22 protein-coding genes and 1 tRNA gene are annotated in these 24,944 nt (G+C 37.9%); 12 read left to right on the forward strand and 11 right to left on the reverse strand.

Annotated elements, in window-relative coordinates:
- Positions 1 to 3: 3 nt before the first annotated feature.
- The 6 genes from F8M42_RS00470 to F8M42_RS00495 form a co-directional block, all read right to left on the reverse strand.
- A complete protein-coding gene (locus F8M42_RS00470) occupies positions 4 to 531 on the reverse strand; it encodes a YeeE/YedE thiosulfate transporter family protein (protein ID WP_182187484.1) in 528 nt (175 codons plus the stop codon).
- A gap of 10 nt (positions 532 to 541) precedes the next feature.
- Positions 542 to 763 (reverse strand): sulfurtransferase TusA family protein, encoded by a 222-nt coding sequence (locus F8M42_RS00475; protein WP_182187485.1) that lies wholly within the window; start codon positions 761 to 763, stop codon positions 542 to 544.
- A 13-nt stretch (positions 764 to 776) separates the two neighbouring features.
- Positions 777 to 1,442: a YeeE/YedE thiosulfate transporter family protein gene (locus F8M42_RS00480; RefSeq protein ID WP_196590966.1), complete on the reverse strand. Its 666-nt coding sequence runs from the start codon at positions 1,440 to 1,442 to the stop codon at positions 777 to 779.
- 284 nt (positions 1,443 to 1,726) lie between these two features.
- A complete protein-coding gene (locus F8M42_RS00485; protein WP_182187486.1) occupies positions 1,727 to 2,782 on the reverse strand; it encodes a hypothetical protein in 1,056 nt (351 codons plus the stop codon).
- Positions 2,783 to 2,816: 34 nt separating this feature from the next.
- Positions 2,817 to 3,542 (reverse strand): PHP domain-containing protein, encoded by a 726-nt coding sequence (locus tag F8M42_RS00490; RefSeq protein ID WP_229711374.1) that lies wholly within the window; start codon positions 3,540 to 3,542, stop codon positions 2,817 to 2,819.
- Positions 3,543 to 3,634: 92 nt separating this feature from the next.
- Positions 3,635 to 3,883, reverse strand: coding sequence for a TIGR03905 family TSCPD domain-containing protein (locus F8M42_RS00495; protein ID WP_326832812.1), 249 nt, complete (start codon positions 3,881 to 3,883; stop codon positions 3,635 to 3,637).
- Positions 3,884 to 4,043: 160 nt separating this feature from the next.
- Between F8M42_RS00495 and F8M42_RS00500 the strand changes: the two genes are divergently transcribed.
- Genes F8M42_RS00500 through rfbB form a run of 6 tightly spaced genes read left to right on the forward strand, consistent with a single transcriptional unit; the run spans position 4,044 to position 9,931 of the window.
- Positions 4,044 to 5,378: a UDP-glucose dehydrogenase family protein gene (locus F8M42_RS00500; protein ID WP_182187488.1), complete on the forward strand. Its 1,335-nt coding sequence runs from the start codon at positions 4,044 to 4,046 to the stop codon at positions 5,376 to 5,378.
- Positions 5,379 to 6,275 (forward strand): glucose-1-phosphate thymidylyltransferase RfbA, encoded by an 897-nt coding sequence (gene rfbA / locus F8M42_RS00505; protein ID WP_182188566.1) that lies wholly within the window; start codon positions 5,379 to 5,381, stop codon positions 6,273 to 6,275.
- A 1-nt stretch (position 6,276) separates the two neighbouring features.
- Complete coding sequence (gene rfbC / locus F8M42_RS00510; RefSeq protein WP_182187489.1) at positions 6,277 to 6,846, forward strand: dTDP-4-dehydrorhamnose 3,5-epimerase; 570 nt, start codon at positions 6,277 to 6,279, stop codon at positions 6,844 to 6,846.
- Positions 6,847 to 7,749: a GHMP family kinase ATP-binding protein gene (locus F8M42_RS00515; protein WP_182187490.1), complete on the forward strand. Its 903-nt coding sequence runs from the start codon at positions 6,847 to 6,849 to the stop codon at positions 7,747 to 7,749. It begins immediately after the preceding gene.
- A 55-nt stretch (positions 7,750 to 7,804) separates the two neighbouring features.
- The gene (cobD, locus tag F8M42_RS00520) at positions 7,805 to 8,887 is read left to right on the forward strand and encodes a threonine-phosphate decarboxylase CobD (protein WP_182187491.1); all 1,083 of its coding nucleotides are present in this window, start codon (positions 7,805 to 7,807) and stop codon (positions 8,885 to 8,887) included.
- A gap of 27 nt (positions 8,888 to 8,914) precedes the next feature.
- Positions 8,915 to 9,931: a dTDP-glucose 4,6-dehydratase gene (rfbB, locus tag F8M42_RS00525; protein WP_182187492.1), complete on the forward strand. Its 1,017-nt coding sequence runs from the start codon at positions 8,915 to 8,917 to the stop codon at positions 9,929 to 9,931.
- 166 nt (positions 9,932 to 10,097) lie between these two features.
- Here the strand turns inward: rfbB and F8M42_RS00530 are convergent, their stop codons facing one another.
- Both F8M42_RS00530 and thiD read right to left on the reverse strand, forming a co-directional pair.
- Positions 10,098 to 10,475, reverse strand: a complete 378-nt coding sequence (locus F8M42_RS00530; protein WP_182187493.1) for a RidA family protein — start codon at positions 10,473 to 10,475, stop codon at positions 10,098 to 10,100.
- A 58-nt stretch (positions 10,476 to 10,533) separates the two neighbouring features.
- A complete protein-coding gene (gene thiD / locus F8M42_RS00535) occupies positions 10,534 to 11,340 on the reverse strand; it encodes a bifunctional hydroxymethylpyrimidine kinase/phosphomethylpyrimidine kinase (protein ID WP_182187494.1) in 807 nt (268 codons plus the stop codon).
- 176 nt (positions 11,341 to 11,516) lie between these two features.
- Here thiD and F8M42_RS00540 point away from each other — a divergent pair.
- The 4 genes from F8M42_RS00540 to tnpA all read left to right on the forward strand — a co-directional run bounded on the left by F8M42_RS00540 (position 11,517) and on the right by tnpA (position 14,786).
- Positions 11,517 to 11,593, forward strand: a tRNA-Pro gene (locus F8M42_RS00540).
- On the forward strand, positions 11,566 to 11,688 hold the full coding sequence (locus F8M42_RS13710; RefSeq protein ID WP_268233951.1) for a hypothetical protein: 123 nt from the start codon (positions 11,566 to 11,568) through the stop codon (positions 11,686 to 11,688). Before F8M42_RS00540 ends, F8M42_RS13710 begins: the two co-directional genes overlap by 28 nt.
- Positions 11,689 to 11,867: 179 nt before the next feature.
- On the forward strand, positions 11,868 to 14,078 hold the full coding sequence (locus tag F8M42_RS00545; RefSeq protein WP_229711375.1) for a cell division protein FtsA: 2,211 nt from the start codon (positions 11,868 to 11,870) through the stop codon (positions 14,076 to 14,078).
- 240 nt (positions 14,079 to 14,318) lie between these two features.
- Positions 14,319 to 14,786: an IS200/IS605 family transposase gene (tnpA, locus tag F8M42_RS00550; protein WP_182186775.1), complete on the forward strand. Its 468-nt coding sequence runs from the start codon at positions 14,319 to 14,321 to the stop codon at positions 14,784 to 14,786.
- A 352-nt stretch (positions 14,787 to 15,138) separates the two neighbouring features.
- Here tnpA and addA read toward each other — a convergent pair whose 3' ends face one another.
- The gene (gene addA / locus F8M42_RS00555) at positions 15,139 to 18,813 is read right to left on the reverse strand and encodes a helicase-exonuclease AddAB subunit AddA (RefSeq protein WP_182187496.1); all 3,675 of its coding nucleotides are present in this window, start codon (positions 18,811 to 18,813) and stop codon (positions 15,139 to 15,141) included.
- 314 nt (positions 18,814 to 19,127) lie between these two features.
- On the opposite strand from addA, the gene F8M42_RS00560 reads away from it, so the two are divergent.
- Positions 19,128 to 20,105, forward strand: coding sequence for a Gfo/Idh/MocA family protein (locus F8M42_RS00560; RefSeq protein WP_182187497.1), 978 nt, complete (start codon positions 19,128 to 19,130; stop codon positions 20,103 to 20,105).
- Between the two features lie 502 nt (positions 20,106 to 20,607).
- On the forward strand, positions 20,608 to 22,098 hold the full coding sequence (locus F8M42_RS00565) for an acetyl-CoA carboxylase biotin carboxylase subunit (protein ID WP_182187498.1): 1,491 nt from the start codon (positions 20,608 to 20,610) through the stop codon (positions 22,096 to 22,098).
- Between the two features lie 102 nt (positions 22,099 to 22,200).
- Here the strand turns inward: F8M42_RS00565 and F8M42_RS00570 are convergent, their stop codons facing one another.
- Both F8M42_RS00570 and F8M42_RS00575 read right to left on the reverse strand, forming a co-directional pair.
- Positions 22,201 to 23,082: a diacylglycerol/lipid kinase family protein gene (locus F8M42_RS00570; RefSeq protein ID WP_182187499.1), complete on the reverse strand. Its 882-nt coding sequence runs from the start codon at positions 23,080 to 23,082 to the stop codon at positions 22,201 to 22,203.
- A gap of 2 nt (positions 23,083 to 23,084) precedes the next feature.
- Positions 23,085 to 24,755: a putative polysaccharide biosynthesis protein gene (locus tag F8M42_RS00575; RefSeq protein WP_182188567.1), complete on the reverse strand. Its 1,671-nt coding sequence runs from the start codon at positions 24,753 to 24,755 to the stop codon at positions 23,085 to 23,087.
- Positions 24,756 to 24,944: the final 189 nt, after the last annotated feature.

The raw sequence follows: 24,944 nt of genomic DNA on the forward strand, positions 1-24,944 counted from the left end.
ATTTTAGATAAAGTATTTTGTCAGTAATTTGCTGCCAATAATAGCGCCGATGAAAATGAAGAGCATGAATACCCAGCCATGCAGGGACATGGAAGCTGTTCCGCTGAAAAGTGCTCCGATATTACAGCCAAAAGCTATGCGGGCACCATATCCCATTAAGAGGCCGCCGAGGATGGCACCAAAGATTTGTTTTTTAGATTTGATTTTTTTTATTTTAAATTGTGATGCGAGCAATGTCGCTAAAAAAGCACCAAAAATTATACCAATATTGGAAACTGAATGACCGTTATTCCAAAAACCGGCGGTAATAGCTGCGGCATGTGTTTTTTGCGAGAAATAAAACCATGTATCGGGTTGTCCACCTAAAATTTGATAAAACCATGCACCCCAGTATGAAAATGGCGTTGTGACACCCCAGGCACTGCCGGTAATGCTGAGCATGGTAATATTTGCCATACCTAAAATAATTGCACCTGTCGTGTAACTCCAGGGATTTTTGAGTAATTTTGCATATAAAGAAGTGTTGTCCATACGGGTCTCCTTATTTTTCTATATATATTTCCCATTCTCCATCGTTTATTTCTTCTATTTCCACATTGTGGCCCTCTTTTCTAGCCCATTCAGGAATGTTTTTCATAGCACAACTATGGTCAATGGATACGATGAGAATATCATTTTTGTTTAATGCAGCTAATTTCTTTTGTGTTTTTATTAAAGGAACAGGACATATTTCTCCAAGACAATCCAGTGTATATTCTGACATATTAATTATCTCCTTAAATTTTATCTGATCTTTTACCATATTTGTTTGCTAAAACATATAATCCTATTAAGAATCCGAACTGAATTACTAAAGCAGGAATCCAGCCAATAAGCGTCGGTAAGAATATTTTGGTTTTAGGAATGATATTGGCTGTCCACCAGCCGAAATCATGTGCGCCCCAAAGTGAACCGATGATAAAAAAAATTAAAGTTATTATCTGAATTAAGAACCCTTCTCCTACACGCATTAATGTGCCGGAAGCGCACCCTCCGGCAATGACCATGCCAATACCGAACATAGCAGCGCCAATAGCTGTGTTCGGACCTACCGGCGAAATATTACCTGGAATTGGCAAACCACTGACAGCAGCAGAATGTTGAATATAAGCAAAGCCAATGGAAGCTACACCAATTGCCAATAACACTGCTTTGGTCAAAGATGTGCTGCCGGTTAAGACTGGATCTCGCATGGATGCGGTAAAACAAAAGCGGGATCTTTGCAATGTAAATCCGATGATTATGCCAAATGCCCACATAATTGCAGCTTGGGGAACATTTGCAAATAAGAAGAAAGCGATACCGATAATTGCAGCTAATACGACTATTCCCCAAGGAAGCTGATTGTGCTTTGTTTTATGATTCCTTCTGGCAGCAGCCAGTGATGATAATGATTGATTCATTTTGTACCTCCTTGATATGCTTGAAAACAAAAAAGGCTTGGAAAAGCAGAAAATATCTGCCTTTCCAAGCCTTTAGTCTTCTAATGAGCTTGTCATTAGTTGATAATATATCATTATATTCATTTATTGTCAATAATTAGTACAATAAAAATTGGATATTTATATTATCAATCTTATATTATCAATCATTTTTGATTTTGGTCGGAAGTATTATTATATTGAATTAAACCAGCTGTATTTGATAATACTGCCGGAGTATCATCGGAAGGATCAACATGCTCCTGCTATTCCGCTGAGGAACTAGTTTGGGTCACTGTCTGAGCTGTTGAATTTAGAGTGTTATTGGAAGAGGTACTGTTGGCCGGAGTACCATAAAGAGTAATATCTGATTTTGTTTGGATAAATAATTCGGTGCCGGCAGGAAGATTTATATTTTTCCCTTTGACAAAAACACCGCCAACGATACCTATAGGGCCTAATAATACCATACCGGCAACACTGGCACCGGCGGCCATGGCCTCCGATTTCATTTCTTTTTTTGCTTTCTCACCCAGAATGGTGTCTACTATTGTTCCGTCAAAAGCCTGCGTTTTGGCAAAGTCTATACCGATTTTTCCATCGCGGCCAAAATTTTTAGCAGAGCTTACGCTGGTCACAGTACCTTCACCAAGTCCACCAGCGGCAAAAACCATGCTGCCATTATAAATAACATCTTCAGCTACTTGATATTTTACTTCATCTCCGGCTTTCATCGTTTCAGAATTGAGTGGAGTGACGAGTTTGATCTTTATGAGTGTATTAGCGGGGACAAGTGTATGTGAAAGTGGAATAGCTTGTTGTGAACTGCCAAAAGCAGCGTTGCCTAATGACAACATACGGCTATAATATGTACCACTCTTGGGTTTCCCATAAAGCATGGTTTCAAGATCGGATAAACGTTGTCCTATAGGATGCATTGAGACCTGATGCATTAACGACCATTCAATACCATTCATTTGGGCTATTGCTGAAGGAGAATAGGTATTAGTGAAGATTTGTGCATATATGTTATTGATGCGGTCGAACAAGTTACCGTTTTTAGATGTCCCATAATAATCTTGTTCTAATTTATTAATACGATCAATTATGGCCCCCGTCTGGGTGGTCCCATACACGGCTTTTTCTACAGAGGCTAATTTGTCCTGCACGGCATTGCTGTCAGAAATATCACTGGCTGTTGACAATGTAGTGCCTGTGGTTATGGTGCTATCGGCAAATGTAATGGAAGTAGTGGAAAAAGTAAGTGTTATACATAAAACAGTAGAAAGAATTTTTACATTCTTTTTAGAGATAAAATTCATTATAGTCACCCTTTCAAAATGATTTTAAATATATTTAAAGCATGGGAATGAGTTGGTGATTTTTGAAATATACAGGTACTAAGCCGCATTTTTTTAGAAAAATGCAGGCTTTTTTTAGTCCCGAACCTAAAGAGGCAGGTACATGGGCATCAGAACCAATTGTTGCATATTTACCACCTAATTCATGATATCTTCTATAGACGGGAATTAAAGTCTTTATAGAAATGTCATTTGAAAAACGACGTGTGTTTATTTCGGGAATCACATTATTGACTAAGGCTGTTTGCCAAATCTTGTCAATATAGGGGGCAAAGTCATTATAATATAATTCTTTGTCATCGTAAGGTGCTTTGCGGCAAATGTAATCTATATGCCCTAAAACGTCACCGAAAGAATGTAATGAAATCATATTGGCAATAGCCTGTAAGTATATGCGGTAAGCAGTCAGCTTATCTTTACCGTAAAAATACTCAGGATAATAAATATCATAACCATCGATGATATGTTGTGATATTATGATCATGTCAAAAGGTGATTGTTGTGAAAATATTTTACTGCGGACGGCAGTTTGTTTTTGCATGCCTATTTCAACACCCAGCAGCAATGAATTATTATATTGATATTTCCGATAGTGATCGAAGTACTCGATTGGATCAAATTCATATATGTCAGAACCGGGAAAATCAAAATCGATGTGTTCAGTTGTAATAAGTCCAATATTGAGCTTTTGAGCAATATCAAGAGCATCAGTGAGCTTCATTACAGAATCAGCAGAAAATTCAGTATGGGTATGACAATCGAATAAAATGGTAATCACCCCTTTTGGCAAAATATTAAATTAATGCCAGTAAATTATCGTTTATTTAAAGCTTCCTGAAGGGCTTTGGCCAGCTGATCAGGACATGAAGTCTGACGTGAACCGCATTTAATACCGCTAAAATTATTTATTATATCATGAGCATCCTGGCCTTGGACCAGCTTGGTGATTCCCTGTAAATTACCGTTGCAGCCGCCGATAAAAGAGATGTTTTTTATTATATTACCATTTAGTTCAATGTTTATTTGTTGAGAACATGTTCCTGCTGTTTTATATGAATACATACTCATTTACACCTCATATTATAATTTACAATCAATATTATCATTATAATCTAATGAAGGATTTTTTTAAAGCCCTTGTAAATTTCCTACAAATATAGGAGAATATAGATTAAAAGATTTATTTTTGCAAAAGAATAGACAATCCAAGGAGAAGATTATTTTGAAGATAGCGATGATTGGTACGGGTTATGTGGGTTTAGTGACGGGTACATGTTTCGCAGAAACCGGCAATGATGTTATTTGTGTCGATATAAACGAAAAAAAAATAAAAGAATTAGTCAGCGGTCATATTCCAATTTATGAACCAGGTCTTTCTGACATGGTGAAAAATAATTATATAAAGGGTAATTTGTCATTTACTACCAATATAAAGGAAGCATTGCAAAAAGCAAATATTTGTTTTATTGCAGTTGGTACACCAATGGGAGAAGACGGTAGTGCCGATCTTCAGTATGTTTTAGCCGCGGCGCGTGATATTGGCAGATATATGATACACGATATGTATGTTGTTGACAAATCTACTGTGCCGGTCGGCACAGGAGCAAAGGTAAGAGAAACCATTGCAATTGAATTGAAAAAACGGAATAGTAATCTTAAATTTGATATAATTTCTAACCCGGAATTTTTGAAAGAAGGAAATGCCTGCGCCGATTTTATGACGCCGGACAGAGTAATAATTGGTTCGGAAGAACCTGCGTCTATTGAAATGATGAAGGAATTATACGAACCGTTTATTCGTTCACGGGAAGTATTTATAATAATGGATGTCAAGAGTGCCGAACTGACCAAATATGCTGCGAATGCTATGTTGGCGACAAAAATCTCCTTTATTAATGAAATAGCTAATATAGCTGAACGTACCGGTGCCGATGTGAATAAGGTCCGTCGGGGCATAGGCAGCGACAGGCGCATAGGCTATAGTTTCATCAGTCCTGGCTGTGGTTATGGGGGCAGTTGCTTTCCTAAAGATGTGCAGGCATTGATAAAAACCAGCAGTGAGTATGGTTATGAGGCAAAATTATTGCAGTCGGTAGAAAAAGTTAACATGGAACAGAAAAAAGTATTGGGGAAAAAAGTAGTAAATATTTTTGGCGAAAATCTATCAGGAAAAACATTTGCCGTGTGGGGACTGGCATTTAAACCGGAAACTGACGATATGCGCGAGGCACCGGCAATTTTTCTTATTAAAGAACTTGTCAGGCGCGGTGCGGCTGTAAAAGCTTATGATCCAAAGGCAATAGCAACGGCACGTGATTTCTATCTCAATACTGTTGATAATATAACATATAGTGAAAATAAATATGACGCTCTTGATGATGCTGATGCTCTTATAGTTGTCACAGAGTGGAAGGAGTTTCAAAGTCCGGATTTTTTGGAAATCAAAAAAAGAATGCGCGGAAAATATGTTTTTGATGGGCGGAACCAGTATAAAACTAAGATTTTGGCAAAATTTGATTTGTCATATATACAGATAGGCGTAAAACAGGAGAAATAGATTATGCAAAAGGGAATTATTCTGGCTGGCGGAGCGGGAACACGGTTATATCCGCTGACCAGAGTTGTAAGTAAGCAGCTGATGCCTGTCTATGATAAACCAATGATATATTATCCGCTTAGTACATTTATGCTGGCAGGTATAACAGAAATACTTATTATCACTACACCACATGATACAGAGCTTTTTCAGGCACTGTTGGGTGATGGCAGTCAATGGGGAATTTCTCTTCACTATGCAGTGCAGCCAAGTCCTGATGGATTGGCGCAGGCGTTTATAATTGGCAGGGACTTTATTGACGGACAGAGTTGTTCATTGATTCTCGGTGATAATATTTTTTACGGACACGATTTATCATTAACGGTAAAACATGCTGCGCAAAGACAAAGTGGAGCTACTGTATTCGCTTATTATGTTAAGGAGCCGCAGCGCTATGGCATTATTGAGTTTGATGCAGCCGGTAATGCTGTTAGTTTAGAAGAAAAACCGTCAGAACCAAAATCAAATTATGCAGTAACCGGGCTTTACTGCTATGATAATAATGTAGTTGATTATGCCAAAAGTTTGAAACCGTCGGCACGTGGCGAATTGGAAATTACTGATCTGAATCGTCTTTATTTAAATGAGAAAACACTGCATGTTGAGATTATGGGACGTGGTTATGCCTGGCTTGATACGGGGACACATGAATCGTTATTGCAGGCGGCTTCGTTTGTTGAAACGGTGCAGGATAGGCAAGGTCTTAAAATAGCCTGTCCAGAGGAAATTGCTTATCGGCTTGGATACATAAGTGCTGAGGATGTAGTGAAGTTAGCGGCACCATTAGTGAAAAATGAATATGGCTGCTATCTCATGAATATGTTAAAAGATAATAACCTGAATAGGGAGATTTGGTAAAGTGGATGTGATACAGACACAAGTAAAAGATGTATATATCATTGAGCCAAAAGTTTTTGGCGATAATCGTGGTTGGTTCATGGAAACCTATTCTGCCCGCGTTTTGAGGAAATATGGTGTGAAAGCTGATTTTGTCCAGGATAATCAATCTTATTCGGCACCAAGGGGGACATTGAGGGGGCTGCATTTTCAAAAACCACCAATGACACAGGCAAAACTTGTTCGCTGCACGCATGGTACGATGATGGATATTGCAGTAGATATAAGAAAGGGTTCACCCACTTATAAGAGATGGCTGGCTGTTGAATTGTCAGATAAAAATAAGCGTCAATTATATGTGCCGCGTGGTTTTGCACATGGATTTGTGACTTTAAGCAATGATGTTGAAGTTCAGTATAAGGCAGATAATTATTACGCACCGGAGACGGAAGGAAGCATTATCTACAATGATCCGGATATTGGTATCACCTGGGATAAGTGGCAGCAAGGCCGATATACTTTTTCGGCGAAGGATAAACAGGCACCGCTTTTCAAAGATTTTGTCACGCCGTTTGTTTATGGTGAAATTTAAATGGAATTGCTGCGATTGAGTGAAAAAACAGAAAACCATGTACCTGTGACAGTGAAAGTGCCAGGTTCCTGTGGTGAATTGGTACAAGGTGTAATAGATGGTGAACCGTTTTTAATAACCTGTCCGATCAATATGTTTTCTACAGCGATAATTATTGACAATGGGGTTAAAAATGTTTTGAAAAGCAAGGCTTCCAAAGCACTAAAAATATTTTGCACAGAATTTGGTCTGGATGCGGAGTTATTGAATGTAAAGTTGCAGACACAATTGATAAAAAGTAAAGGCATGTCATCGAGCAGTGCTGATATAGCAGCTGTGTGCAAAGCAGCTGCTATTGCCTTCGGAATAGACATAACTGCTGAAAAAATTGCTCAAATAGCAGCACGTGTTGAACCCACTGATGGTGTTTTTTGTGATGGAATAGTCAAGTTTAATCATATAACTGGGGAAGTGCTGCAATATCTGGGAACGCCACCGCCGTTGAAAATACTTGTATTTGATTGCGGAGGCAGTGTCGATACAATTGTGTTTAATCAACGTGGTGAACTGCCATATCTTAATGAGAAAAAAGAAGAACAGGTGAAACAAGCCCTGGAATTGGTTGAATATGGTGTAAAGTATAAAAATGCGGCAGCGATAGGTAAAGGAGCAACAATAAGTGCATTGGCTAATCAGGATATTTTGTGCAAAGAAGATTTGGAAGTGATCATAGATATAGCTGAAAAATGTAATGCGGTTGGAGTCAATATAGCTCACAGCGGTACTTTGATAGGTGTATTGTTTTCCATTACAGTTAGTGAAAACAAGTTGCTGGAATGTGTACATGCTGTTCATGAAATGTGTCCGTATATGAGGTATTTATTTACCGCTGAGCTGATAGCCGGTGGTTTTTTTACTGTATAATTAAGATATGTAATATTATTAATAGCGTGAACAAAACCGGAAAGGAAGTATTTTTATGCCGGAAAAATTTGAACACGGCGGTGCCGTTTATGCGGCAGCTGCAAAAACAGGTGACAATGCTTTAATCGATTTTAGTGCCAACATCAATCCATTGGGATTGAGTAAAATTGTCAGGCAGGCAATAATGGACAATGTAGATAATGTTATACATTATCCAGATACGGCAATGACTGAGTTAAAGAATAAAATTGGTACAGTTTACGATATAGCACCGCAAAATATAATAATGGGAAATGGTGCCGTGGAACTGTTATATGTTTTGTGTCATGTACTGCAGCCCAAAAATGTTTTGCTGATCGCACCGACTTTCAGTGAATATGAAAGGGCCGCCAGAAGTGTCGATGCCACAATAAATTATTGCTTTTTATCGGAACAGCATGAGTTTGAACTGCCACTGCAAAAATTGATTATTTCATTGAAAAATAAAGATATGTTGTTTTTATGTAATCCCAATAATCCCACTGGAACATTATATTCTGCTGAAGATATTGCAATTGTTGTAGAACATGCGGAAGCCAATAATTGTTTTGTTGTTGTTGATGAATCATTCATGGATTTTATCAGTAATAGCGGAGATTTTTCTGTAAAATCTCTATTAAATGGATGTCATAATCTGTTGATAATTCATTCAATGACAAAATTTTTTGCTTTGCCGGGGCTGCGACTGGGATTTGCTGCTTGTTCCGATGCCGAGGTAATACGGCGCATGAATTTGGATAAAGATCCCTGGAATGTTAATTGTCTGGCACAAAAGGCAGGTTTGGCAGCATTGGATGATAAAATATATCGTCGGCGCAGCCGCAGTTATACGCGCAGTGAGATAAATTATTTATATGAAGAACTCTCTCAGCTGCCACTGCTTAAAGTCTATAAACCATCAGTTAATTATATACTTTTAAATATACATAAATTGGGAATGGATTCGGCTCGGTTTTATCAAATAATGTTGGAGAAGGGTATTATTGTCAGGGACTGCGCTAATTATCCTGGATTGTCCGGTGACTTTGTCCGCATAGCCGTTAAGCGTCGGGAGGAAAATGATAAATTGCTTGATGCTGTGGAAAGTATTATGGAATAAGAAATTGGTGGGAAAGGATGATGAGGCATGAATATATTGGTCACTGGCGGTGCCGGGTTTATAGGCAGCAATTTTATTTATTATGAATTGGCTGCACATGAGGATAAAGTAATTTGCCTTGATTTGTTGACTTATGCCGGAAATGTATCAACGCTGAGTACAGCGATGCAGAATGAAAAGTTTAAATTTATTAAAGGTGACATAACCGACAGAGTATTTGTATATGATTTATTTAAACGGGAAAAACCGGACATTGTTGTTAATTTTGCGGCTGAAAGCCATGTGGACAGATCTATTGAAACACCAGAGATTTTTTTGCAGACTAATATAATTGGGACTGGTGTATTGCTGGATGCCTGCAGGAAATATGGAATAAAGCGTTACCATCAAGTATCTACCGATGAAGTTTATGGTGACTTACCGCTTGACAGGCCGGATTTGTTTTTCACAGAGGATACTCCTTTACGTACATCAAGTCCATATTCAGCATCAAAAGCGGCTGCTGATTTATTGGTACAGGCATATCATCGTACATACGGATTGCCTGTGAGTATATCGCGTTGTTCCAATAATTATGGACCGTATCATTTCCCAGAAAAACTCATACCGTTAATGATAATAAATGCGCTTAATGATAAACAATTACCAATTTATGGTACGGGCAGAAATGTACGGGATTGGCTTTATGTGGAAGATCATTGCCAGGCTATAGATTTAATTGTAAGAAAAGGGCAAGAAGGAGAAATATATAATGTCGGCGGGCATAATGAAAAAACAAACCTTCAAGTTGTGGAAATGATTCTGAAATATTTACACAAACCATATGAACTTATAAAGTTTGTCACTGACAGACCGGGACACGACCGACGTTATGCTATTAATCCGGCTAAAATAAACGATGAACTGGACTGGCAGCCAAAAACCAGGTTTAATGAAGGAATGAAAAAAACAATAAAATGGTATCTAGCGCATCGTGACTGGTGGCAAAAAATAATCGATGGTTCGTATAAGGATTATTATGCCAAAATGTACGAAGATAAATAACGATAAATCACAATATAAAAAGAAGCTGCCACACGTAGCATTTCTATTCATAAATATGCAATATGCCAAATCTCTTGTCCGCTCTTAAAAAGAGGATGGTAGCTGCATATTTATATGAAGTCAATGTCATTCGTGCGACAGCTCTTGTAATATGTTTGGGAATTATTTATTTAATGGCTATAGCTTCTATTTCAATTAGCAGGTCTTTAGGCAGACGAGCCACTTCTATACAGGAGCGGGCCGGATAAGTATTGGTAAAATATTGACCATAAATTTCATTTACCTTAGAAAAATCATTCATATCCTTGATAAAAACAGTGGTTTTAACCACTTTATCCATAGAAGATCCAGCTTCTTTTAAAATAGCTTTCAAATTAGTTAGGACTTGATTAGCCTGAGCTTCAATGCCTTGAGCGGGTTTGCCGGTTTGTGGCATGACACCGATTTGTCCTGAGATAAAAATTAATTTATCAAAAACAGCTATTGCCTGTGAATATGGACCAAGGGCAGCAGGCGCATTATCAGTATAGATGATTTGTTTCATAAAAAATAACCTCTTTTATTGATACATTTTGCAGTGATCAAGTTTGATAAACAGCAAGTTATTGTTGACGAGATGCCCAATGGCATAAAGAACCAGTGTATTTATTGAGTTTAAATGAATTTTCTACAGCTTTTTGCATAAATTTCTGTGTGGTTTTAAAAGCAGTATGGATGTCAAGTCCCTTAGCAAGACAGGCTGTGATCGCTGCAGAGAAGCTGCAGCCGGCTCCGCTGTTGTAGACATTGTCAAGTTTGGTTTTTTCTTCAATGGTAAAGGCAGTTCCATCAAATAAAACATCAACCATATTACCACCCGTGAAACGGCTGCCGGATTTTATTACGATATTTTTGGCGCCCAATTTGTGAATACGCTGGCAGGCTTCCTTTATATCGTCAACCGTTTCGACTTTGTCCATATCGGCCAAGTAAGCTGCTTCTAAAGTATTTGGTGTTATTACATCAGCATATTTTACAAGTTTGGTTTTTATAGCTGCGGCCGCTTCCGGCACCATTATAGTGTCAATGCCCTTGCAGACCATTACCGGGTCAATGACAATATTTTTTAAATGATATTTTTGAATTGATGCTGCGACCATTTCAACTAAGGCAGCTGAACCGAGCATACCGGTTTTCATCGCATCGGTGCCAATACCGCTGCCAACAGTGGCAATTTGGCGTTCGATAGTATGAAGATCGATGGGAAATATGTCGTGCGCCCAATTAGCAGGATTTTGGGCAACGATAACAGTGAGAGCAACCATGCCATAGACGCCCATTTCTTCGAATGTTTTTAAATCAGCTTCCATACCAGCACTGCCGGAAGTGTCAGAACCGGCAATCGATAGCGCTTTAAATTTTTTTGACATGAAAATCATCCTCATTAGTTTATTATCCATATATATGGGATTGAATAAAATTATAGAGACAATAGGTCGGAAAGTCAATAATTGAGCTTGCTGAGAAACTGTAATCGTGTATAAAATGGGTTTTATCGTTGGGATGACTTGACAGGAGAGAAAAATAAACTTATAATACATCTGTTCGGGACGTGGCTCAGTTTGGTAGAGCACTACCTTGGGGTGGTAGGGGTCGTGGGTTCAAATCCCGCCGTTCCGACCATTATATTGACATTAGTTTGTGTAAACAATATGCTTAAGGCCATTCATCAGATTGTGGTGGATGGCTTTGTTTTTATGTATGTGGTTTTTATTTGAAAAATATTATCAGAAAACACAAAATGCTCTATTATATTTTCCAATAGGGTTATGCTATAATATCATTGATATGTAAAAATAATACATAAGCTTGGCGCGGTTATAGGAAATTTTATGAAAGAGGTGAAATCCGCGATTATGCGGTTTATAATATGAGGACGAAAAAGGCTGCATGGCATATGTCTAACAGAAAAACAGATGTAGTGGACAATAAAAAACTAAATGATGAAAATACTGTCTTTGCCCTTGATATAGGTACACGCAGTGTAATTGGCATTGTGGCAGAAAAAAATGAGGATAATCTTAAAATTATTACAACAAAACGGCAGGAGCATAAGACTCGTTCAATGCTCGATGGGCAGATACATGATGTTCCTCAGGTAGCACAAGTGATTTGTGCAGTAAAGGAAGGCCTTGAGGAATCTGTCGGGCCACTGAAAAAAGTCTCGGTGGCAGCGGCGGGACGTGCATTATATACGATGACGGCTCAGGCAAAATTGGAAGTTGATGGTGTTATAGATGACGAACAAGAAAAGCACCTTGATTTTATAGCAGTGCAAGCGGCACAGAAAAAATTGGCAGAGTCAAATATGGCAGAAGACATGTCTCTTTATTATTGTGTAGGATATAGTACAGTATCTTATGCTCTTGATGGAGTTAAATTAAAAAGTTTGGTGGGGCAGCGTGGTAAAACAGCTGTCGCTGATGTAATCGCTACGTTTTTACCGCGACAGGTTGTAGATTCTATGCAGTCAGCCTTAAAGGCGGCAGGGTTAGAAATGCATGCCTTGACATTAGAACCAATTGCAGCAATAAGTGTTTTAATACCTACAACGATGCGCCATTTAAATTTGGTACTTGTTGATATAGGTGCAGGAACATCTGATGTCGCTATAACCAGGGATGGTTCAGTAGTCGCTTATGGTATGGTGCCGATGGCTGGCGATGAGATAACAGAAGCAATATCAAAGCAATATTTATTGGATTTTAATGTGGCGGAAGCAGTAAAGAGACAATTATCGATGGATGGTGTTAACGAAGTAAAATTTACGGATATATTAGGAATGGATTATGCATTGTCTGGAGATGAAATAGTCGATAGTGTGATGGAAAATGTAACCGAGCTTGCTCAAGCAATAGCCAATCAAATATTAGAACTCAACGCAGCAGCGCCACAAGCTGTGATGCTGGTGGGAGGCGGAGCATTGACACCGCGTTTGTCTGAGAAAGTAGCTGAAAAGCTTAGCATGCCGGTATCACGTGTAGCGGTCAGAATGCCGGATAAAGTAGATGATATAACGGACATACCTGATACGTTAAAAGCGCCGGATGCGGTGACTCCATTGGGAATATTAAAAACGGCCTGTATTCAAACGCTCAATCTTATTGCAATGTATGTAAATGATGCAGAATATAATATGTTTAATTTTAAGGAACTTACCATTGCCGATGTGCTTTTGAATGCAGGGATAAATTTACATAAATATAATGGTAAACCTGGTTTGGGTATTGGGATCAATATAAACGGTGAACAAAAAATGATTAGCGGAACAATGGGAACATTGGCCAAACTGAAACTTAATGGACAACCAGCCTCATTGAGTGACAAGGTGGAAGCTAAGGCGCATATTGTAATAGAGCATGGTGAAAATGGTGCACCGCCACAGATGCATCTGTGTGATGTGATTAAAGCGGGGAAATCGGTAAATGTGTATATAAATGGTGAATTAACAGTCGTACAGCCGCGCTATTTATTAAACGGACAATTATGTACAGATACAGCTGTGTTCCTTAAGGATAAGGACGAAATAACCTATTGTGAACATGTTACTATTGCAGATGCATTGGAAAATACTGGCTATGATATAAGTAATGCTGTTTATAATTATACGCTTAATGGCATTAGTAAAGTATATGAATCTGCACCGCAAATTCAATTAAATGGACAAACCGCATACTTATCTGATGAAGTTCAGAAAAATGATGAAATAGATTTTAAGGAACCGCAGCGAGTTCCCTTGAAAAATATTTTACATGATATGAGCGTTTCTTCTGATATAACGGTACTCTTTAATGATAAACCGTGTGTCGTACATACGGCTTCCAATGGGCAGATTTCTGTTAATGATAATGCGGCTGCTTCAGATTATTTGCTTAATAATGGCGATGAAATAACTTGTACTGCGGGAAAACAGCATCAAGCTATAATTGGTGATGTGCTGCTGGCTGCTGATTACACACCGCCGAAACCTGGCAGTCAGGTTTCTTTTGAATTATTAAGAAATAATGCTCCGGCTGAATTTACTACGCTAGTTAATGAAAATGATAATATAAAAGTGGTATTGAAACCGTTTGATGTAAAAACGGTGCCAGAAAACGGTAAGAATTAGAATAATATTACAGTATTATATAATTTATATTATTTCTTAGATGGTTAATATTATAATGAGACCCCGAATTTCTTGAATGTGTTGGGAAATTCGGGGTCTCATTGTTTTTTATAACTGTTCAAAATAATCCACCGGCTCAGCCGGCGGAATCGAAGGTTTTGACTTTAGTCGAAAAAAAGTCCCTGTTATAATAAATGCAGGTCTAGCCAACCGCATAAAAATAACAGGGAGGACTTTATCATGAAAGATAAAGATATACAAAGTTTAGAACATACAAAGTGGAGATGTCAATATCATATAGTATTTTCACCAAAATATCGTCGAATGGAAATTTATGGAGAATTGAAAAAAGATATAGGATGGATATTAAGAAAACTGTGTGAGGATAAAGGTGTTGAAATTATAGAAGCAGAAGCTTGTCCAGATCATATACATTTATTGTTGAGTATTCCCCCAAAGTATAGTGTTTCAAGTTTTATGGGATATTTAAAGGGGAAAAGCAGTTTGATGATATTTGATAGGCACGCAAATTTAAAATATAAGTATGGAAGCAGAACCTTTTGGTCAAGAGGATATTTTGTAGATACAGTAGGAAGAAATAAGAAGCAGATAGAGAATTACATTAGAAATCAGTTACAACAAGATCAAATAACAGATCAGATAAGTTTAAGGGAATTTGTAGACCCGTTTACGGGTAGCAAGAAGTAAAAGGCAAAAAAAAACCCCTTTAGGGGTCGCTCGAAAAAGAAAAACGTTGGTTAGACCTTTCGGACGCCCCTTGAGGGGCTTATGTTAGTAATATGCCCTTCCAGGGCTAGAACAAGCCTCCAGTTTACTGGAGGTCATGACTAAAAAATTATATTTGATTTGCTGTAAATTGTTAATTATAGTATTATTTTACTTTTCCGTTATAACTAGTTTAGTAAATTTTTTTAATTCATTAGCAGTTTTAGGGTTGATGTCGATATCGGTTATTAAATAATCAATATCACTCCACAATGCATATTCAACTAGTGCAGTCGAGCGTGATTTATTACTGTCGGCTAAAACAATAGTGATACTAGTTAATTTGCACGATTTCACTATTATGAAATAGATATAGATATTTTTCCTTAACAGGTTTATTTAAGATAGACTGGACAGCTTCGCTGTAAAGGTTGATTTGTATATTATACTTGTCCTTGGCTTCAGTAGGATTGCAATTGTCAGTTTTATAATCGATTAATACTAATCCATCGGGCTCATCGAATAAGAGATCTACTACACCTTGAATAAATATTTTACTGCCCGTTGGACTGGTATTGTAAAATCTGACAGCATCCAGCATACGGGAAAACTGCATCTCACGCCGTATTTTATTTGAAATAAGCATTCTTTGACCCAGTTTTGAATAGATAAAATTATAGATAGAAAGTTGATTTACTTGAGGAATATTTTCCGGTGCAATTATTTCAGTTCGTGCCATTTGGTTCAGCTGCATTTTTATACCACTTTTACTTAAGTCGTCTGTTAGGTCAAGATGCTGCATGACAGTGTGCATCAAAGTTCCGTATTCAATACCTGTTAAGGTTGACTTTTTTTGTAGGAAACGCGGGCGAGTATATTCATTGTTAACAAAGATATTAACAGCATTTTCATCCTCAGAGGAAAAACGACGTTTTATTTCTGTAACAGATAACTTGGAAGGGATATGGCTGTCGGGGAGGTGTGGATAATGCCAGGCAAGGCGTTTATCAACCCAGCTTTTATTAACAGTAGTGGCAAGCGGTGCGTGCTTTTTCAATTTATTGAAGATGGCGGTCAATTCGACGGGTTTTTCTTTTGTACTGTCCGCATTGGCGGAATGAATGGTTATATTCCATTGAGAATCGTCGTAGTCAAGATGTGGCATATCATCCACCATTTGGCCATTCCAGAGTCGGTATAATGCGGTACCGGCACTGTGTCGGGACAATGCAGGACAGATCCAGTCTAGATAAGAGCCGGCAGAAAGAATTTGGTAACTTGACAATGTTGGTTTATTGTCATTGTTTTGATGGCACCATTTTTCAGCCTGTCTGGGTAAATTTCTCACAGTACCAGTTAAAATTAGCTTTTCCCGGGCACGGGTCATTGCAACATAAAGAATGCGCAGTTCTTCAGCCTTGCTTTCTTTCATTATTTGCCTGGCAATAGCCTGTCGGGCAAGAGTCGGATAGCGGGAGTTGTATTGCAGGTTATAAATATATGGTCCTAATCCATAATTTTTGTGTATCAATAAAGCTTGCCTGCTGTCGGTGAGATTCATTTTTTTACCGAGATCTGCAATAATGACAACGGGAAATTCCAGGCCTTTGCTTTTGTGAATACTCATAATGCGGACGACATTTTCGTTTTCACCAAGTGTGCGGGCCACTGACAGATCGTTACCGCTTTTTTTCATTTTTCCAATAAATTGCAGAAAACGGAATAGACCGCGGTAATCTGTTTCTTCATAAGCTGCCGCACGGTCATATAACATTCGTAGGTTGGCCTGTCTTAAAAGGCCACCGGGCATACCACCACAATAATCATAATAACCGGTTTCATCATATAGCTGCCAGATAAGTTCAGGAACACTGCGCTGCCTGGATAAGGATCGCCAATGTGTTAATTTACTCAGAAAGGAAATTGTTTTTTCTTTGAGCGGTTCGTCAAGGCCGCTTTGCGGATTGCAGGATTGCATTAAAGCCTCAAAAAGATTGCCGGTCGGCTGGCATAGTCTTATTTGGGCCAGCTCTTGTGTGCTGAAATTAACTATTGGTGAGTATAATACGGCTGCAAGAGGGATATCCTGACGTGGATTATCGAGTATTTGCAGTAAGGCAAGCATTATTTTTATTTCCGTTTCGGCAAAATAACCGCCATTTGCTGATGCATATGAGGGAATATCATTATTGCGCAGTGTTTCAAGCATGACATCAGCTTTGCCGGTCATTGAACGCAGGAGAATAACAATATCACGATAAATAAGCGGTCGGTAAAGATTACTTTGCTTATCGTATATAGTATGATTTTGTTGCATGAGCTGTTTAATCCGCTTAGCGATACAATCAGCCTCAGCGGCAAAACCGGTAAGAGTTTCTTTATTATTGATAACATCGTTATCGGTTATGGCTTTCTCATCAGGTACTGAACTGCCATTATCAATCAGCAGTAGTTCGACTTTTTCATCCAATGAATTTTTGTCAACCGGATATTCTATACCCGGGGAAAAAGCTTCTTTTTTTCCATAGTCCAGTTCAGTAGCTTGCTGTGTCATGGTTTGGGCAAAGATAAAATTTATCGATTGCAATATATTGGAACGGCTACGGAAGTTTTGTGATAAATCAATGCGTATACACTGATCTGACTTTTGGGGATAAGTAAGATATTTTTCCATGAATAGACCAGGATCAGCCATCCTGAAACGATAAATGCTCTGTTTTACATCACCAACGAGAAATTTATTGAAATTTTTACCGGAGACTAAATTAATTATAGCTTCTTGGACACCATTGGTATCTTGATATTCATCCACCATCACTTCTCTGTATTTTTTGCTTATGTTAATTGCTGTATTGGTAGGAATCAGGTGTTTTTCTGTTGAACCAGCCGCTGCTAATATTTGCAAAGTGAAATGTTCTAAGTCATTGAAATCAACAATTATGTGTTCATGCTTAGCTTTATCGTAGGCAGTCATGAATTTTATTGTAAAATCAGCAATAAAGGAGATAATATTTTTTTGATTTCGTATATCATCCAGCATTTTATCCGGTGGCATTAGAAAAAAATCATCACGAAGTGTATTTACAATAGTCTTTATTGTTTGCCGTGTTTCTTTAAGATGATTTTTTGTTGTTTCATCCATGTCAGCGGGAAGGCGCATTGTTGAAAAGTTAAGGGTATTCATGACAGTATATAAAGTATGCCAGTTTGCTGTTACAGCAGTACGGATTGTCTCTAATAAAACTTCATCAGCAGTAATTGCTTTTATGACGTAGTCAGTTTGACCAGCCGTTTTTTGCATTTCCGAATTGAGTCGGGTGCATTCATCAATACTGCTTTGTATTTCTGAGCGAATAATAGTTATCCATTTGGTATCATCAATGGTTTTATCCTGTGGGATAGTGAAAAAATCAGGCAGACTGTTTAACCACTGATAGGGAAAAGGTTGACTCATAGCATATTCGTAAATATTTAAAATTATTTGGCAGACTGCTTCATCACCGCGTTCGTTGCCGTAAGAATCAGCAAATTGTAAAAAAAGGTCATTATTTTCCTGTTCATATTGAGTTTTTATTAAATCAGTTAGAACATCTTGTTTTAATAAAGTTGTTTCCTGTTCACCGGCGAGGCGGAATTTGGGATCAATGTCTATTTCGTGAAAATGACGACGAAGAATATTCTGGCAAAAAGCGTGCAGTGTTGATATTGACGCAGCATTAAGCAGGACAAGCTGGCGTTCAAGTTTTTTCATCATATCTGCGTCATTATGCTGAGCTGCTTGTGAGAGATGACCTTCCAATTGTCGGCCGATACGTTCGCGCATTTCAGATGCTGCGGCATTAGTAAAAGTTACGACTAATATTTCACTGATATCAACATTATTATTCAAGATGAGCTGTATTATACGTTCAACAAGTACGGCTGTTTTTCCTGAACCGGCAGCTGCTGCAACCAAAATATTTTTTCCGTGGGTGTGAATTGCTGTTTCTTGCTCTTTTGACCAGGACATAATAGTACCTCTTTGTAAAATTTAAATAACTGTATCGGTATTAGCGGGATAGGCAGTAGAATGAAACTATAAAACAAAACTGCAAAATATTAATTTATTAATATCAATTATATCACCCAGAGAATATTTTTAGAATATCTATTAATGTCAGGTATTAATAACAACATAGAAATAAAACGTTGTATTATTTTTGTACTTTTTATCAGCTCTTATTGTAAATAATCTTAAATTTATATATAATTTTTATATGTAAAACGTTTTACTATAAGTGTCTGGAATATATTAGGTATATTATTGAATGGAAGGTGATTTTTGTGAAATTGGCAATAATTGGAACAGGCGGTATTGTGGAAACATGTCTTGATGCTTTGACGAAGGCTGATTTCGTGATGCCGGCAGCTATTTGTGCACGGCCTAAAAGCGAAACAAAGGCGCATGCATTGGCACGAAAATATAATATTGCAACGGTCTATACTGATTATGAACAATTGCTTAATGATCAAACTATTGATTTCGTTTATATTGGCATTGTTAATAATATGCATTATGAATATGCTAAAATGGCACTTGAACATGGTAAAAATGTAATTTGTGAAAAACCGGTGACTTCAAATATTGATGAATTTGTTGAATTGGAAATTCTTGCCCAAAAAGGTAAGCTATTCTTTTTTGAAGCAATAACACTTTTACACTCCCCCAATTTTGCTTTTATGCGCCAGCATTTACCTGATATTGGCCGCTTACGTATGATTCAGGCAAACTATTTTCAGTATTCCAGTCGTTATGATAAATTTTTGCAAGGAATTGTTTTACCAGTGTTTGATCCTGCTTTTTCAGGTGGCTGTCTGTATGATTTGAATGTATATAACATTCATTTGGTAATGGGACTTTTGGGTATGCCGCAGGCAGTTCAATATTATGCTAATATTGCAGCCAATGGAATTGATACATCAGGGGCAGCTGTTTTAGTATATGATGGCAGTGTGGCAACCTGCAGCGCGGCCAAAGATTCTGAAAGCACCAGTGGGGCTGTTTTTATAGGAGAAAAGGGTTATATTCAACTACAGGGTTCTCCTAATGTCTGTGGCAGTGTTACATTGAAAACAGAGGATAAACTAATAAAATATGCTGGTGAGCAATATGAAAATCGCATGGTGGATGAATTTATTGCTTTTGAAAAATTATACCGGGAAAATAATCTGAGTGCATGTTATAAGCTGCTGGAACATTCGCATAACGTTATGGACGTGCTGACACAGCTGCGTCATAGTGCAGGAATAAAATTTAAATAATGCGGGGAATATATTTTATATAAGCATGTATCTCCGCTAAAAAAAGCACTAAATGATTATTGTTATGCATCATGATACAAATTATTACTGTTGATGAGACATATTATGGTATAATATCTTGGTGAATAATCAACGGATGTGTTTATTTTTACTAATATTGGTGTTAATAATGTTAATGATATTATTAACTTGACTTATGAAATTATGTGGTATAGAATTAGGTTTATTCGATAAAGATTTAATTTACCATCAATACAGAAAATTATTCTATGGTATGACAAAATTTTATTCTCATACTTATTATTGTACTAATACAAAATAGAAAATAAACCTTATGGGTATCAAATCTGGCTAATATTAGTCATTGTGTCAGAATGTAAAAGGCATTTCGGGGCAATATCAGAGGAGATGGTCACAGCAGTCCGTAAATGAAGAACATGTGTATTTGATTAAGTTTTGTTTTTCACAAACTTTTAGATGTTGCAAATTAGGAGTGATATTTTTGTTTAAGCGTATTTTAATAGCTAACCGCGGTGAAATTGCCGTTCGTATTATCAGAGCCTGTAAAGAAATGGGAATACAGTCGGTTGCTGTATATTCTGATGAGGATAAAGAAGCAATGCATGTTAAATTAGCTGATTTAGCGTACAATATAGGCCCGGCTGATGCAGCATTGTCATATCTCAACTATAATGCATTAATGCAGGCGGCACTTGATACAGAAGCTGATGCAGTACATCCTGGTTACGGCTTTTTATCAGAAGATGCAGATTTCGCAGAACGTGTTACTAAAGCCGGGATGACATGGATTGGACCTCATCCGGAAACTATTCGTCAGGTTGGCGACAAAGATATTGCCCGTGCAGCGATGATACCATCAGGTATTCCTATGGCGAAAGGCAGTGACCCCCTTGTCGATGAAGATGATGCCGTAAAAAAGGCCGGTGAGGTAGGGTATCCGGTTATTTTAAAACCGGTTTCCGGCGGAGGCGGCAAGGGCATGATTGTCGTCAAATCAGAAGATGAATTGAAAAAAATACTGCATATTGTTGACATAAAAAATATTGCCTATTACTTTGAACATTATATTGATCATTCACGTCATATTGAAGTTCAAATTGTTGCGGATAATTATGGGACTGTACTTCAGTTGGGAGAAAGAGAATGTTCACTGCAAAGACGTAATCAAAAATTGTTGGAGGAATCTCCATCTATAGCTCTTACACCAGATATGCGCAAGCGGGTTGGAGATTTGGCAATAAAAGCTGCTAAAAGTGTGCACTACAGTAATATTGGCACGGTGGAATTTTTATTGAATCTTCATGATAATGATTTTTATTTTATGGAAATAAATCCGCGTGTACAGGTTGAACATGGCATAACGGAAGCTGTTACTGGTATTGATTTAGTAAAAACACAGATTCGTATTGCGGCAGATGAACCGCTTGATATAAAACAGGAAGATATAAAATTTAGCGGACATGCGATTGAATGCCGGATAAATGCTGAAGATCCGGAAAATAATTTTCTGCCTTCACCAGGTAAAGTAGAATTTTTTATCGAACCTGGTGGACCGCGTGTTCGGGTTGATACCGGAGTATGTGCCGGTCTTAATATTTCACCATATTATGATTCAATGATTGCCAAGATTATTGTACATGGGAAAACACGTGGTGAGGCAATAAAAATTATGCAGCGGGCTCTTGAAGAGTTTACTATTGAAGGGATTAAGACAACTATTCCATTACACAAAAAAATATTGCGTGATGAATATTTTAGAACGGGTAATATTGACACACGCTTTATAAAAGATCATTTCTCCAGATATCATTATACAAAACCAACCGCTGCTGATTCTTCAAAGCCTAATGAAAGATTTATACCGATGCATCAGATTAAGGAAGAAGAGAAAAAGAATGATCAGGAATGGTCACAGGAAAAGGTTGATGAAGATATGCGTGTGGCAATATTGTCAGGATTGTATTATATGTGACAGGTGATATCAATATAATAAAAAGACCTATGATTGATGATATATTTGGTTGAATAAATATATCAAAATCACAGGCCTTTTTTGCAGTTAATTATAAATTGTTCATCGGATATATACATCAATTGCTGCGGGAATAGTTTCTATTTTTAATGGTAATTTCGGACCGGGTTCTCCGTCAATATCACTTTGGACTGTTTCACTGCAATTTATTTCAAAAGATGATGCCTGAATATAGGCAATATTTTTATTGTTACAGGCCGGTTTGCCGGCTACTGTTTCAGCGGCGAAAGTAACGAGCTCCGGGATGCTACATTGTTTAAGCAAAATTAAATCGAGTTTACCGTCATTTAACCGGGCATTTACTGAAACATTTTTTAAACCAGCAACAACACTGCTGTTAACAATCAACACAAAAAAGGCGCTGACTCTTTCTGTTTTTCCATCAGCCCCTATAGTCATATCTAAAGCCCGGAATTTTGGCAGTTCACCAATTCCTCTGAGATAATAGGCTAACTTACCAAAGGTGCTTTTTAATCTTCGGTCAACATTGTGGGCAACACAGGTCAGCATGCCGGCGCTGGCGACATTTATGAAATAATTATTGCCGGTGTAACCAATATCGACAGGTGTAGTTTTACCATTAACTATTGAGTCGATATAAGATTCAATGGTATGGGCGTTTAAGGTTAGGCAGGAGGCAAAGTCATTTGAAGTTCCACTGGGTAATATAGCTATGGGAAGGGTTATTTTGTTTTTTAGCAGTATGTTTACTATTTCGTTTAAAGTTCCATCGCCGCCTGCTATAATTATGCCACATGGTTTGATAGTACGGATAAATTCCACAAAATCAGTATTTTGCGGACTGGTTCGGTAAGGAATTAGTATGCAGTATCTAGCCTGAAACATTGCCACTAGAAGATCGAGTTTTTTCTTAAACATATTGTTCCCGGATACAGGATTATAAGCAAGGACGAATTTTTTCATTTTTATAGCTCCTGAGAAATTTCTTTAAATACGCCTAATTTGCGCAGTCCCCTGATAGTAATTTTACCGATTACCGGGACAGCAGCTAAATCATCTTCTAGTAAACCTTTCACGGCGATGAGAACAATTATATAAATAATGGCACCAATCAATACTGAACTTAAAGTGGCAATAGCATTACTGCCAAATCTTGTCAATATAAGATGGTATGACAGATAAAGTGTCGCTGCCATTATCAATGCAGCGATTATATTTTTCATTACCTGTGTTAATTCCATTTTATAGCCGATGTATCTGTAAAGAAAGTATAAATTAATAAAAGCAGCTATTCCTATATCGGCAGCAGTTGCCCATGCGGCTCCCATAATACCGAGTGATGGCTGAGCCGTAAGAATCCAATTTAAAATTACCTTGGCAATAGCGGCAATAATCATATTTATCATTGGAACAGTGGGATGCCCTAATCCCTGTAAAACAGCCGTAGTTATCTGATGCAGTCCTAATAGTACAATGGAAAAAGCCGATACCCACACTGCCGGGCCGGCACCAGGGGCATTATAAATAAGAGTAGAAATGGGCACTGCTAAAATGAGGACAACGACAAATGCCGGAAAGCATATAAAGTTAGAAATACGTATGGCTCCGGCAGTCTGTCTCAGGTAGCTGTCGTGGTTTTTTAGAATACGGGCTTCTGATATGGCAGGAACGATGCTGACGGCGAGTGCTGCAGTTAATATAGTGGATAAGTTTACCAAGGGAACAGCCATCCCGGTTAAATAGCCGAATAATTTAGTGGCTTCGTTTACTGAATAACCGGCTACTTCCAGTCGCTGCGGGACTATCATAAGATCGAGATTAGCTACGATTGGTAACATTATACTGGTGGCCGATACAGGCAGGGACAGTTTAAAAATTCGTTTCATTATGTGGGCAACAGACTGTCGCGGAACATTAGCCGGCGGTTCAAGATGCGTGCCATAAGTCGCATCAATATCCTTATTGAGACGCCAGTGGAAATAGACCAGTACAAGCAGCCCTGCTACAGCACCAGCCAGAGCGCCAAGACTTGCCCCGGCTGCAGCAAATTCTAGGCCATAAGGCAGCAGCAGCTGGGCAAAAAGAATCATTGTTATGACACGAAAAATCTGTTCAACAATTTGCGATACACCGGTTGGAGTCATTCGCTGCCAGCCTTGTAAATAGCCGCGTGAACTGGCTAAAATGGTCACAAAAAATATAGCCGGAGCTAATGCAACCACGGCATAATAGGCTCGCGGATCACGAATAAACTGCCAGTCGATAAGCCATTGGGCACCAAAATAAGTGAGAAGACTGCATAAAATACCAGTAAAAAACATTAATGTCATTGATATGTGAAAGACACGTTTGGCACCCCATATGTCTTTTAAGGCTACATGCTCAGCTGTTATAATAGATATGGCAATGGGAACACCGGCAGTGGAAATATTAAAAGCCAGAAAATATATAGGAAAAGCCATTTGATAAAGGCCGATTCCTTCACCGCCGAGAATACGGGATACAAATATCCAATTAAGTGAACCGATTACTTTAACAACGATACCGGCTATCGTCAATATCAGTGTACCTTTTAGAAAGGAAGCACTTTTATCAGCCTTTTTCTCAGGAATAGTTTGAGTAGTTATAGTTAGCACCTGCTTTATTTTGAACAAACTTGTATTTTCTTTTTTGCTGGGATTATATATAATATATCTGATAGGGAACAGTATTATCAATTAAATATTGACTTAAAAAATTATAGCATTTATCTTTAAACTATGCCAGTATAATTTAAGGGCAAGCTTTAATGCTGTGATATTACAAATTAATTATCGAAGGTTTTA

Source organism: Pectinatus frisingensis (genome assembly GCF_014076555.1).
Taxonomy (GTDB): domain Bacteria; phylum Bacillota; class Negativicutes; order Selenomonadales; family Selenomonadaceae; genus Pectinatus; species Pectinatus frisingensis.

Excerpts from the sequence above, each read along its gene's own strand:
- addA (WP_182187496.1), bottom strand. The coding sequence starts at position 18,813 with ATGTCCTGGTCAAAAGAGCAAGAAACAGCAATTCACACCCACGGAAAA.
- tnpA (WP_182186775.1), top strand. The coding sequence starts at position 14,319 with ATGAAAGATAAAGATATACAAAGTTTAGAACATACAAAGTGGAGATGT.
- F8M42_RS00545 (WP_229711375.1), top strand. The coding sequence starts at position 11,868 with ATGTCTAACAGAAAAACAGATGTAGTGGACAATAAAAAACTAAATGAT.
- F8M42_RS00480 (WP_196590966.1), bottom strand. The coding sequence starts at position 1,442 with ATGAATCAATCATTATCATCACTGGCTGCTGCCAGAAGGAATCATAAA.
- F8M42_RS00470 (WP_182187484.1), bottom strand. The coding sequence starts at position 531 with ATGGACAACACTTCTTTATATGCAAAATTACTCAAAAATCCCTGGAGT.
- F8M42_RS00495 (WP_326832812.1), bottom strand. The coding sequence starts at position 3,883 with ATGTATTCATATAAAACAGCAGGAACATGTTCTCAACAAATAAACATT.
- F8M42_RS00490 (WP_229711374.1), bottom strand. The coding sequence starts at position 3,542 with ATGAAGCTCACTGATGCTCTTGATATTGCTCAAAAGCTCAATATTGGA.
- F8M42_RS00515 (WP_182187490.1), top strand. The coding sequence starts at position 6,847 with ATGGAATTGCTGCGATTGAGTGAAAAAACAGAAAACCATGTACCTGTG.
- thiD (WP_182187494.1), bottom strand. The coding sequence starts at position 11,340 with ATGTCAAAAAAATTTAAAGCGCTATCGATTGCCGGTTCTGACACTTCC.
- F8M42_RS00475 (WP_182187485.1), bottom strand. The coding sequence starts at position 763 with ATGTCAGAATATACACTGGATTGTCTTGGAGAAATATGTCCTGTTCCT.
- F8M42_RS00570 (WP_182187499.1), bottom strand. The coding sequence starts at position 23,082 with ATGAAAAAATTCGTCCTTGCTTATAATCCTGTATCCGGGAACAATATG.
- F8M42_RS00485 (WP_182187486.1), bottom strand. The coding sequence starts at position 2,782 with ATGAATTTTATCTCTAAAAAGAATGTAAAAATTCTTTCTACTGTTTTA.
- F8M42_RS00530 (WP_182187493.1), bottom strand. The coding sequence starts at position 10,475 with ATGAAACAAATCATCTATACTGATAATGCGCCTGCTGCCCTTGGTCCA.
- rfbB (WP_182187492.1), top strand. The coding sequence starts at position 8,915 with ATGAATATATTGGTCACTGGCGGTGCCGGGTTTATAGGCAGCAATTTT.
- cobD (WP_182187491.1), top strand. The coding sequence starts at position 7,805 with ATGCCGGAAAAATTTGAACACGGCGGTGCCGTTTATGCGGCAGCTGCA.